This is a genomic window from Acidisoma sp. 7E03, from assembly GCF_054665075.1.
The window spans coordinates 123603-135013 of the sequence record NZ_BAAFHE010000012.1 but is presented as its reverse complement, the minus strand read 5'-3'; the positions used below and the strand labels follow the sequence as shown (position 1 = coordinate 135013).

Genomic DNA, 11411 nt, shown 5'->3' with positions numbered 1-11411 from the left:
GTCGGCCATCCGGCCTCGGCTCTCTTGGGTCCACATCCCAAGCTTGAATCAGACCGCGCCGAGCCGCCACAACCATTTTCAAACAGCCTCTTAGTTCATCGCGAAGCGTAGCGCCGCCAGAATGAACGGCAGGATGATGCAGGCAATGGAAATTGCCCAGGCCCAGCCGTCAGAACCCAGTTCCTTGGGCGGCTGATCATGGGGCTGGGGTTGGGACGCGTCGAACGCACTTCCATCGAACGGCATAGGCGGTCTCTTCCTCAGGGCCCGGAACTGGCTTTGGCTGCCCATCCTTTCAATGTTGCGACTCGCGCGTCGCCAGAATGTGACCGAGTCGCCAGCGCCGGAGGTGCGAGCAGGCGGCCCACGCCTCCGCGCTGACTTCCCTGCCTCATCGCCCGCCTTGACCGCGCGCATAGGCGAGGGTCGTGGGCCCGATGTGCCCATCGATCCAGGCCGCCATGCCTTCCTCTTCCTTAAGGGATTCACGAAGCTCCGACAGCCCTTGCGCGCCGGGCAGCGCCTCGCCGAGCGCGAGAAGCGACCGGTAGGCCGCCATTTCGTAATGCTCGAAGGCGTAGTTCGCGATGGTGTTCTTCACCACCTCGTCCGGAGCCGGGGTATGGCCAAGGGCTGCGAGGTTCCCAAGCAGGCCCATGGCCGCCGACTTCAGGGAGGAGTGGCTCTCGTTCATTCCGCTCAAGACGCTGTCGATGCGCTGTCGTTGCGCCTCGGATTCCTGAAGGTGCCGGCGCATCCGGTCCTCCATCTCCGGATAGGATTTGAGCCGCTCGACCTGCCGTGAAATGAGCTCGATCGCCTGCGTCTCCATCGCATAGGCATTGCGCAGGCCGGTGACATAAAGGTCATGAAGCGCGTCTGAATCAGCCATAGTGTGTCCTTTCGTGTTTGCAGAGGCCGACTGGGAGCCCATGACCACCTCGCCGTGAGGCAGTCGCTGCATTAGGCCTGGGTTCACGTTCCGGTCGCCGCTCTCGATTTCGCGGGTGAGTGAGGGCTCACCCTGGCTGTTGCGCCCGCCGGGATGGGTGCTTCGCGTACCGCCGGGATCTATCCCGCTGATCTCTTCGTTGCCCGTCGTCCGGGTAGACGTATGCCGATGCGTGGTCATCGCGCTTCTCCCACCGCCGTCGAAGATGGCGGCCTCTGGTTGCGATAGACATATGATGGTGGCGCAGGCGATTTGGCGGATGCTCGCGCGAATGCGTCTCGCCTCGCAGCCTCGTGTCCCGCGCTAGGCTGCCGGTGGCGCGATATCGGACGTCTGAGAACGGTCGGAGAACATGCCGTTCTGAGGTCAGACCGGCACGCGCATGACACAGCGCAAGCCATCTTCCGCAAGTCGAAACTGCGTTTCTCCGCCGGTCTGATACGGAAGGGCCCGTTCGATCAGATGCCGGCCATTTCCCCCGCCCCGCTTCGGCTGCGGATCGGCACGCGTCGGCACGCCAAGCTCCGACCAGGAGATCGTCAACAGTCGGGGGTGCCGCTCCGTCTGCTCCACCACCCACCTCACCTCGAGGCGGCCCGCGGGAAACGAGAAGGCGCCATACTTCACGGCATTCGTCGCCAGTTCATGGAGCGCCATTGCCAAGGGCTGCACCACGTTTGGCGGAAGTGCGATAGTCTCGTCGCCAGTGATGACGATCCGCGCCGGATCCTCCTGCGCATCGAGTTTGAAATGGGCGCTCAACTCGTCGCGAAGCAGGTGAGCCAGGGTAAGCGGCGCCCCATCGGCGCGGGACAGCAGACTTTGCGTGCGGGCAAGGGCAGCCAGCCGTTCCAGGGCTGCCGCCTCAAACTCCTGAAGCGTTTCGCTGTTGCGCAAGGTACGCTGGAGAATCGCCTGAATGACCGCAATTAGATTGCGTGTGCGATGCTGTAACTCTCCGACCAGGATTTTCTGATGTTCCTGCATACGCCGCATGTCGTCGACGTCCGTGCAGGTGCCGAGCCACTCGATCAAATCGCCACCTTCGTCGTAGCGCGGCAAAGCGCGCGTCCGATAATGGCCGTAGCGCCCCTCGGCTGCACGAAACATCCGCAGTTCGATGTCGAGATATCCTCGCAGCGGCGCCTCGCGCCAGGCATGGCGCGCTACGTCCCGATCGTCGAGATGTACGGCGTTCAGCCAGCCCTCCCCCGCGCTTTCACTTAGGTCGAGCGCGGTGAGATCCGTCCATTGCGTGCTGCACCAGGTCCACAAACCTTGGCCGGCTGCCCGCCAAACCAGCTGGGGGATGCCTTGCACGAGGCTGCGAAAGCGGCTCTCGCTGACTTGCAAGGCGGTATTGGTCGCCGCCAGCGCGGCTGTCCGCTCGCTGACCTTTTGTTCCAGGCTTCGATTGGCCTCAGTCAGCGCATCATTCGCGACCTCAAGCTCCTCCGCTAGAACCTGCATCTCCTCCAAAGCCACGCGGAGTTCTTCTTCCTGCTGTTCGTTTTGAACTCGGTCGAACAGACGCTCATCCGCAGCGGCCGAGGCATTCTCGGTTTGCGGGGCCAGCTTTGCTGCCATCTCAAGAAGTTGGCGCGCCTGCTGAGACACCCGACGGCTGAGGCGCTGTCGCTCATCGAGTAGCTTAGCGTTTTCCTCGAGCACATTCTCCAGCGCGGTACGCAGTTGTTCGTTCTCCGCAATCAACCTGCCAGCATCAGCTATTTCGTTCATGCGCGTCTGCCAAGCTACTTGTTCATACTCATGAGTTGAACGTGTCAGGCATCTGTCGTCCACCCTCTTCGTTGCTGATCGTGTCATCTTGACTAGGTTATCGTCTTAGATTTTTCGTGAGCTGAACTCATGCCCAAACGGGATATCATCGTCATCGGCTCATCCGCCGGCGGCGTCGAGGCGACCATGCAACTGTGCGCCGGCCTTCCGGCCGATCTCGACGCAGCCGTCTTTCTGGTGCAACACGTCTCGCCTTCGGCCCGCAGCGTGATGGCTCAGCTGCTGAACCGCTCGGGGCCGCTTCCGGCCGTCTCGCCCAGCGATGGGCAGATCATCGAGCCCGGCCACGTCTACGTGGCCGGGCCAGACCATCATCTTCTCCTGCGGCCCGGCCGCATCCTGATGCGCCGCGGGCCTCAGGAAAACCGCGTGAGGCCATCGGTGAACGCGCTCTTCCGCTCCGCGGCAGTCGCCTATGGCGCACGTGTCATTGGCCTCGTGCTGACGGGGTTGCTGGATGACGGAACGGACGGGTTGATCGCCATCAAGGCAGCCGGCGGATACTCCTTGGTGCAGGATCCGGAGGATGCGGAATGGCCTTCGATGCCGCGCAACGCCGTGCGGCGAGACCATGTGGACAAGGTCGCGCCGCTCAATGAACTTCCCGCTGTTCTCGTGGAGTTGTCCCAGACGGAAGCACCGCCCACGGTTCCGCTTCCGCCGGATTATGCCATCGAAGACAAGATCGCCGCGGAGGAATTCGCCGTGATGAGCCCAGCCATCGTCACCCCGGGCCAGCCCAGCTTCATGTCCTGCCCCGATTGCGGCGGCGTGCTGAACGTTATCGATGCGGGAGGCCAGTCACGTTTCCGCTGCCAGGTGGGCCATGCCTTCAGTTCCCTCGGCCTGGCAGAAGCACAGACCGTGGAGTTGGAGCGAGCCCTCGCCGTCGCCATCCGCACCCATCGCGACCGAATCAAGCTGTTTCAGCAGATGAGCGACAGCGCATCCGCTCGGCGCCTTCACCACGCGGTCTCGCGGTGGCAGGAGGCGCGCCGGGAGGCCGAAGGGATGATTTTCGCGCTGGAACAGGCTGCGGCCCAGCTGCGGCGCATGCCTGCCCCCGAAGATACCGCCGAATAACCTCGCCTTCGAGCGGGTTTCTCAGCCCGAGCCGGTCTCCTCGGCCCCCGACAGCATGAGCCGGTGCTGGCGGCGCGGCATGGTGACCACAGCCAGGATGACGGGCGGGACTTCAAGCCCGAGATAGCGGAGTGAAAGCTCCACCTCGATCTTCTCACCGTCCAAGGCGCAAAGGGTCGTCGCCAGAAGAAGCTCCTGGTCCTGATCCTCCTGCGACGGCTTCAGCATCTGCCGGATTAGTTCGAGATTGGCTTGTGGCGGCAGAAGATCGGCCAGGGCCCGGGTCACCAGAGGCTGGTCGACGCCACCGAACCGTTTTTCCGCTGCTCGATTGGCCAGAAGGATGGAAATGCTGTCGGGATCGAGGAATAGGATGGGTTCGGGCGCCTGGTCGAAGACGCGGCCGAGGTAGCGGATCTGATCTTCCTGCCGGCGTTCGTCCCCTATATCGGTAAAGGCCAGAACGGCGCCGGTCGGCTCCTGATCCTCGACGAGCGCCGCTACCTTGACGCGGCACATCACCTTGCGTCCTCGCCGGTCCCGGCCCTCCAAAATCCGCTCCACCTGCCGTTCAGGCTTGACGAGAACGGCGATGAGATCATCCCGCAACCTGTGAACGGGCAGGCCGATTTCCAAAGCATCGAAGTTGGTGCCGATCACCTCCTCCGCACGCAGCCCCCAGGTGTTTTCGCTCCAACGGTTCCAGCTCTGGATGACGAGCTTGCCGTCAAGGACGACCACCCCGACGTTCAGGGTACGCAGGATGGATTCGAGAAACGCCTTCTGAGAGCTTGCCTGTTCCACCAGGATGCGCAGTTCCTCGTTGGCGGACTCCATTTCTTCGTTGGAAGAGCGCGCCTCCTCGTTGATCGTCTCTAGTTCTTCGTTGGTCGATTGAAGCTCTTCATTCGTCGTCTCCAACTCCTCGTTGGTCGACTGAAGTTCTTCGTTCGTGGTTTCCAGCTCCTCGTTCGCCGATTGCAGCTCTTCGATCGAGTGTTGAAGGTTTTCCTGTGCCGTCTGCAGCTCCCGCTGGGTCTCGTAGAGGCTCGTGGTGTCGACGAAGGTCAGCAGCACGGCATAGCATGTGCCATCCACACGGAAGAGCGGCCGCAGCTCGATCGTGAGCCGGAGAGATTCGCCCTTCGCCAGATGAAATTCCTGATGCTCCAGCCGGACGACCCGGCGGTTCTGAAGAACCTCCTCGATCGGGTTGCGCAGTTCAACGGGGCGATAGGAGACGGGCAGGTCCTGAAACGGGCGACCGATATCGGCTTCACCGACCGAGAGCAATTCGCGCGCCGTTTCATTCGCGAGCGTCACCATGCCGCTGTCGTCGACCACCAGAAACGCCGTGGCGGACTCGTTCAGAACCGCTTCGACCAGATGTTGCGGGCTCGCCACCGGTTCCGAGCGATATTCCTTGGCAACCGCGAGACCTCCACCCTGGGTGCGGCGCCATTGCTGCGGCATTTTCGCGAAGATGCGATGCTTCATATCCACCGGCCGAAAGAGCGAAGAGCGGCCAAGCTGCGTTTCAGCCTTGCCGAGGAAAAGAAAACCGCTGGACGAGAGGGCGTAGTAGAGCCGCGGTAAGACGATGTCCTGCGTGTCACTTTCTAGATAGATCAGCAGGTTACGACAGACGAGCAGGTCGATGCGCGAGATCGGTGCGTCGCGCACGACGTTGTGCCGTCCGAAAATCACGCACTTGCGCAGTTCCCGATTGACCACGTAGTGGTTCTTGCTGCGATCGAAATATTTCTCGAGAAGATCAGCCGGCACAGATTCGACGTCGCGCGGCGAGTAGATCGCCTGGCGGGCGCTTTGCAGCGCCTCCTCGTCCAGGTCGGTGCCATAGATCTTCACGCGCTTCGTCATCGCTGGCAGCCCGAGCGCCTCCGCGAACAACATCGCGAGCGAATAGGGTTCTTCGCCCGAAGCGCAGCCGATGGACCATACGCGGATCTGGCTGTCACCCTCGCGCGATGCGATGATGCGCGGCAGGACCTCGGATCGCAGCACCTCCCACGCTTCGGTGTCACGGAAAAAGGACGTCACGTTGATCAGAATCGTGTTGAGCAGGATAGCGAACTCGGCCGGATCTGTGTCCAACAAAGTCTGGTAGCTCGCGAAACCAACGGCCCCTGCGGCTTCCATCCGAAGGATGATGCGCCGGCGCAGGCTGGTGCGCTTGTAGCCACGGAAATCCAGCCCCTGACTCTCCTGGATATATTCCAGAAGGGCTTCGAACTGCTTCTCGGGGCTTGGCTTCTCAGACATTGGGGCGTGGGGTCCCGTGGCACACTTGGTCAAGTCTAGCCTTGGGAGGGCGGCGGCGCTAGCCGAAGCCCAAACGGCGCCCCTTGAAAAATGCCGTCTGTCGTCCGCCGCTGAACGGGGTTTCGCGGGATGATGATGCTCCGTCAAAGGTGAAGGTTTCTGCATGGCAATGCGGATGGCGCTCGCCATCTGCTCCTCTAGGCTCGGCCGCTCCGGCGCCGCACCGGCAACCCGACAGGCCGCGCAGGAGAGAGGAGACGCCGATGGAGGTGACGCTCAGGGTGAACGGGCAGACCCGGCTCCTCGCCATCGACCCACGGGTCGTCCTCCTCGACGCATTGCGGGAACATCTCGGTCTGACAGGAACCAAGAAGGGCTGTGACCAGGGCCAGTGCGGTGCCTGCACCGTGCTGGTCGATGGACGTCGCGTCCTCTCCTGCCTCATGCTAGCCGCCACCGTCCAGGGCGAAGTGACCACGATCGAAGGGTTGTCACCGCCCGATGCACCGCTTCATCCCATGCAGGAGGCCTTTCTGACCTGCGACGCCTTCCAGTGCGGCTATTGCACGCCGGGGCAGATCCTCTCGGCGATCGGATGTGTCGAGGAGGGGCACGCCGGCAGCGAAGAAGAGATCCGCGAGTATATGAGCGGCAATTTGTGCCGATGCGCCGCCTATCCCAACATCGTCAAAGCCGTGCTGCAGGCGCGCCAGGTGATGGAAGATCGCGCATGCGCCCGATGATGATCGAGGCCCCCACGACGCTCGGGGAAGCTATTCGGGGCTGGAGCGGTGTCAGCGACGGCCAGGAAGCCGAGGTTCACAGGAGCCGCCAGTATCTCGCCGGTGGGACAAATCTCCTCGACCTCATGAAGCTCGACGTCATGCGGCCATCGCAGCTCGTTCACCTCGCCCATATTGACGGACGGGTTTGCAACCTAAGCCGCGAGGAAGACGGCTTCTGGCTCGGCAGCGGTGTCCGGATGAGCGAAGCGGCCGCGGATGGCACGGTCCAGCGAGAGTTTCCGGTCATCGCTGAATCTCTTGATCTTGCCGCAAGCCCACAGCTCCGCAACATGGCCAGCCTCGGCGGCAACGTGCTGCAGCGGACGCGCTGCCCCTATTTCAGAGATCCGTTATGGAGACAATGCAACAAGCGTGATCCGGGTAGTGGGTGTGGAGCCATGGGCGGCTGTGACCGGCGGCTTGCAGTTCTGGGCGTCAGCACCGACTGCAAGGCGAACTACCCAGGCGATTTCGCCAATGCCCTCATTGCGCTCGGGGCCAGCGTCACCGTCCTGTCGCCCACGGGGCAAGAGCGCCGCTTTCCCTTTGCCGATCTGCATCGCCTCCCTGGATCGACACCGCATCTCGAGACGACGTTGGCCCAGGGTGAGGTCATCATCGGCTTCACCGTGCCGTATGGCGCTTGGACACGCCGTTCCCGCTACGTCAAGGTACGCGATCGCGCCGCCTTCGACTTCGCACTCGCGTCCGCGGCGGTTGCGCTGGCGATGGAGGGTGATCGGGTAGTGGAGGCGCGGATCGCGCTCGGCGGGCTTGCGACACGTCCTTGGCGATCCCCGGAGGCGGAAGCCGTGTTGCGCGGCCAGCGTCTGGATGAGGCCGCGGCAAACGCGGCGGCTGAACGCGCCCTGTCCGGGGCGGTCGCCCAAGGAGAGACCGCTTTCAAGGTGACGCTTGGTCAACATACGCTGGTCCGTGCCTTACTCGAAGCCCGCGCCATGGAGATTCCAGCATGAGCCCGCGTATCGGCCAAGCGCAGCTGCGTGTCGACGGCCGGGCCAAAGTGACGGGACAGGCGCTCTATCCGGCCGACGCGCCGCAGCAGAATCCAGCCTGGGCCTTCCTCATCACCAGCGAGATCGCCCGAGGCCGGATCCTCTCCTTCGATCTTTCAGAGGCGCGCGCCATTCCCGGCGTCATCGACATCCTGACCCACGAGACCGTGGGCACGGAGGCGAAACGGCCGAGGATGCAGGCGGGAGGCGATACCACGACATCGATGGAAAACGCAGAGGTCTGGCATGATGGCCAGATCATCGGCATCATTCTCGCCGAGACCTATGAAATCGCCCGCGACGCGGCGCATCGCGTCTCCGTGGCCTATGCCGAAACGCCCCCTGCAGCCACCTTTGACCAGCCCGGTGTTGTGGAGGAATGGCGCGAACCAGGGGAGCATGAGGACTACGAGGTGGGTGATGTGGACGCGGCCTTCGCGAGCGCGGATGTCGTCATCGACGCGCTGTATGAGACGCCGACCCAACATCACAATCCGATCGAACTCTTCTCCACCACCGCCGCCTGGAGCGGAGACCAGTTGACGGTCTGGGAGCCAAGCCAGTTCGTCTATGGCCTGCGCGGCAACCTCGCCCATCAGCTCGGCATCGCGCCTGAGCGTATCCGGGTCATCTCGCAGTTCGTCGGGGGCGCCTTCGGATCGAAAGGGGGCGCCACGGCCCGCACCGCCTGGATCGCGGTCGCCGCCCGCCGCATCGGCCGTCCGGTCAAGCTCGTCGCCACACGCGACCAGGGATACACGATCGCCACCTATCGGGCGGAGACGCGCCACCGGCTCACCCTCGCGGCCGATGGACGAGGACGGTTGCTCGGTCTTCGTCACGAAGGCGCGGAGGTGACCAGCCGCCCCAGCGTCTACAACGTCTCCGGCACGGAGACGACGGCGCGCCTCTACGCCTGTCCGAACATACGCACCCGCGTGAAGGTGGTGCACGCCGATCGCAACACGCCGGGCTTCATGCGGGCGCCGCCGGACACGCCCTACATGTTCCCACTCGAATCGGCGATGGACGAGCTCGCCGAACGTCTGCGAATGGATCCGGTGGAACTGCGCCGGCTCAATGATACGGCAACCGACCCGACGGATGGCGCCCCCTACACCAGCCGTCATCTGATGCGCTGCTTCGATGAGGCATCCGCCCACTTCGGATGGAATGAGCGGCCGCTCGAACCCGGTGCGATGAGCCGGGGCGATTGGAGGATCGGTTGGGGCTGCGCCAGCGCCGCCTATCCGTCCAATATCGCGGCGGCCGCCGCGCGTGTGCGCCTGCGCCCGAACGGGACTGCGGATGTGGAACTCGCCGGCCATGAGTTGGGAACCGGCGCCTATACGGTCGCCGCCATTGCCGCCGCTGCGCGTCTCGGGATCGAGATCGACCACGTGACGGTGCGGATGGGCGACAGCACCCTGCCGCCCACTGCGCTGGCCGCAGGCTCCAGCCACACCGCCACCATCACGCATGCGATTGCCAAAGCCTGCGACGCGCTTGTCGCCCGCATCGCCGCGGCTGCCGTGGCAAGCGGGGATAGCCCTTGCGCCGGTCAAGATCCCGCGCAGCTCGCCCTCGCGGATGGGGCTCTCGGCGTGCCAGGTGGACCGTCGGAGCCGCTTGCCGCCGCGGTTGCCCGCGTCAGTCACGGCGCCGTCGAAGTCTATGCCGAACACGCGCCGCCCGGCCTGCCTCCAGACGCGCTCGACACCCTCTACGCAGGGCAGTTGCCGATACTGCGCGGTCAACAGCGCAAGACGGATCGAGCTTATGCGTTCGGCGCCCATATGGTGGAGGTGATGGTGCACCGGCGGACCGCGGAAATCCGCGTCGCGCGCATGGTGAGTGCCTTTGCCTCCGGCACCATCGTCAATCCACTCACCGCCCATAGCCAATATGTCGGCGGTATGATCTGGGGCCTGGGTGCGGCGCTGCTCGAAAAGACGGAGATCGATCTCCGTCACGCGCGCTACGTGAACGACAACATCTCCGAATATCTGGTGGCGGTGAATGCAGACGTCGCGCAGGTGGAGGCGATCCTCGTGCCTGAAGAGGATGACCGCGTGAACGACATCGGCATCAAAGGTCTTGGGGAACTCGGCATCGTCGGAATGAACGCGGCGATTGCCAATGCCGTGTGGCACGCAACGGGGCGGCGGGTTCGCCGCCTGCCGATCCGGATCGAGGATCTTCTCTAGCGCCTCGCCCTTGAAGAGTGGGATCTGCTTTCTGAGCAGGGCCTTCGGGTCTCCGCCGCTTGGCGCGCCCTGCTGGATTCGAACCAGCGACCTACTGCTTAGAAGGCAGTTGCTCTATCCAGCTGAGCTAAGGGCGCGCGGGGCAATCCCTTATACCGAAGCGGACGGAGCCTGGCCATCCGTCGCCCGTAGGGCGACGCCTCAGTGGGTCCAGTTCTCGGGCCGGTCGGTACGGAAATTATCCGCATAGGCCTTGGGCTTCACCACCCGCTCGCGGGCGATCTCGACGTCGTAGACGCAGCCGTTGCGGTCGGCATAGGCGATCGCCTCCTCCCGCGTCGGGAAGAACAGCGTCACCTGGGTCTGCGTCTCGGCGCCGCCGATCCAGCCCATCATCGAGTCAGGCTGCTGGGCCTCCTGCCGCTGCCACTCGAGCACCCAGTTGTGCAGGGTTCCGTGGCCGGACTGCATGGCGGATTTCGGCCGCTGATAAATACGCACCCGCATGGAAACCTCCTGCCCGTTCATTCGGCTGGTCGGGGCGGCCGGACTCGAACCGGCGGCCTCGTGTACCCAAAACACGCGCGCTACCAGGCTGCGCCACGCCCCGTCCGAGGTGATGTATAGCTAGGCCGGCGCAATATGCCAGCCCGTCCGCACTCAGTTGCTCCCCGTTTTCAGGTTTCCGAAGGCCGCGGCCTGCACCTGGTCGCCCACCGAGATGTTTTCCTTGGCCGTCAGCCCGCCCTGCAACTCCAACACCGCCTTCACCGGGCCGCCACTGTCGACGGGCGCAAGGCTGAAGGGCACCGTGTTTTCGGCGATGGCACGGATCGTGCCGTCGGCATTGATAAAAACCATGTCGAGCGGGACGAGGGTGTTCTTCATCCAGAAAGGCTCGGGCTGGACGGTAGGGAAGACGAAGAGCATGCCACCGTCCGCGGGCACGGACTTGCGGAACATCAGCCCGGTTTCCTGCTCCTGCGGCGTCGTCGCCAGTTCCACCTGGAAGTGATGCGCCTTGCCCTGATCGTCGATGATGACCAGGGGGGCCTTGGGCAGAGTCGCCTGCGGCCCGGTCGGATCGATGCTCTGCGCTCGAACCGGTGTGCATTCCGCGAGCAGCAGCGGCACCGCCGCGAGGATGAACAGCGTGACGATGGCGATGATGATGGTGCGTAGGCGCATCCGGTGAGAACTCCTGGGCCTGGGGCGGCGAGCGCGCGGGTTTCGCAGCGCCATTTCCTGCCGGTGGCGCTCCGGGTCAAGAGCCGCCGGTCCCATG

General features: G+C 63.9%; 10 protein-coding genes and 2 tRNA genes. 4 read left to right on the top strand and 8 right to left on the bottom strand.

All coding sequences use genetic code 11. The features are described 5' to 3' along the window. Positions 1–90: 90 nt before the first annotated feature. The 3 genes from ACYQ6W_RS18365 to ACYQ6W_RS18355 all read right to left on the bottom strand — a co-directional run bounded on the left by ACYQ6W_RS18365 (position 91) and on the right by ACYQ6W_RS18355 (position 2692). Positions 91–246: a hypothetical protein gene (locus ACYQ6W_RS18365; protein ID WP_459677342.1), complete on the bottom strand. Its 156-nt coding sequence runs from the start codon at positions 244–246 to the stop codon at positions 91–93. Positions 247–391: 145 nt separating this feature from the next. Next, positions 392–1132, bottom strand: a complete 741-nt coding sequence (locus ACYQ6W_RS18360; protein ID WP_459677341.1) for a ferritin-like domain-containing protein — start codon at positions 1130–1132, stop codon at positions 392–394. Positions 1133–1318: 186 nt separating this feature from the next. After that, positions 1319–2692 (bottom strand): sensor histidine kinase, encoded by a 1374-nt coding sequence (locus tag ACYQ6W_RS18355; RefSeq protein ID WP_459677339.1) that lies wholly within the window; start codon positions 2690–2692, stop codon positions 1319–1321. Positions 2693–2821: 129 nt separating this feature from the next. Here ACYQ6W_RS18355 and ACYQ6W_RS18350 point away from each other — a divergent pair, with 129 nt between their 5' ends. After that, complete coding sequence (locus ACYQ6W_RS18350) at positions 2822–3835, top strand: chemotaxis protein CheB (RefSeq protein WP_459677338.1); 1014 nt, start codon at positions 2822–2824, stop codon at positions 3833–3835. Between the two features lie 21 nt (positions 3836–3856). Here ACYQ6W_RS18350 and ACYQ6W_RS18345 read toward each other — a convergent pair whose 3' ends face one another. Further along, positions 3857–6307 carry a CheR family methyltransferase gene (locus tag ACYQ6W_RS18345; RefSeq protein WP_459677336.1) on the bottom strand — a complete coding sequence of 817 codons (2451 nt, stop codon included), beginning with the start codon at positions 6305–6307 and terminating at the stop codon, positions 3857–3859. A 74-nt stretch (positions 6308–6381) separates the two neighbouring features. On the opposite strand from ACYQ6W_RS18345, the gene ACYQ6W_RS18340 reads away from it, so the two are divergent. From ACYQ6W_RS18340 to ACYQ6W_RS18330, 3 genes are read left to right on the top strand one after another with little or no spacing between them, the layout of a single operon-like run. Further along, positions 6382–6861 carry a (2Fe-2S)-binding protein gene (locus tag ACYQ6W_RS18340; RefSeq protein ID WP_459677334.1) on the top strand — a complete coding sequence of 160 codons (480 nt, stop codon included), beginning with the start codon at positions 6382–6384 and terminating at the stop codon, positions 6859–6861. After that, positions 6849–7880: an FAD binding domain-containing protein gene (locus ACYQ6W_RS18335; protein ID WP_459677333.1), complete on the top strand. Its 1032-nt coding sequence runs from the start codon at positions 6849–6851 to the stop codon at positions 7878–7880. Before ACYQ6W_RS18340 ends, ACYQ6W_RS18335 begins: the two co-directional genes overlap by 13 nt. After that, positions 7877–10126, top strand: a complete 2250-nt coding sequence (locus ACYQ6W_RS18330; RefSeq protein WP_459677331.1) for a xanthine dehydrogenase family protein molybdopterin-binding subunit — start codon at positions 7877–7879, stop codon at positions 10124–10126. The genes ACYQ6W_RS18335 and ACYQ6W_RS18330 overlap by 4 nt, the downstream gene beginning before the upstream one ends. A gap of 60 nt (positions 10127–10186) precedes the next feature. Here ACYQ6W_RS18330 and ACYQ6W_RS18325 read toward each other — a convergent pair. The 4 genes from ACYQ6W_RS18325 to ACYQ6W_RS18310 form a co-directional block, all read right to left on the bottom strand. Further along, positions 10187–10263: transfer RNA gene (locus ACYQ6W_RS18325), tRNA-Arg, on the bottom strand. A 64-nt stretch (positions 10264–10327) separates the two neighbouring features. Then, complete coding sequence (locus ACYQ6W_RS18320) at positions 10328–10633, bottom strand: ETC complex I subunit (RefSeq protein WP_459677329.1); 306 nt, start codon at positions 10631–10633, stop codon at positions 10328–10330. A 26-nt stretch (positions 10634–10659) separates the two neighbouring features. After that, positions 10660–10736: transfer RNA gene (locus ACYQ6W_RS18315), tRNA-Pro, on the bottom strand. Between the two features lie 50 nt (positions 10737–10786). Next, complete coding sequence (locus ACYQ6W_RS18310) at positions 10787–11314, bottom strand: DUF192 domain-containing protein (protein ID WP_459677327.1); 528 nt, start codon at positions 11312–11314, stop codon at positions 10787–10789. Between the last annotated feature and the right edge of the window lie 97 nt (positions 11315–11411).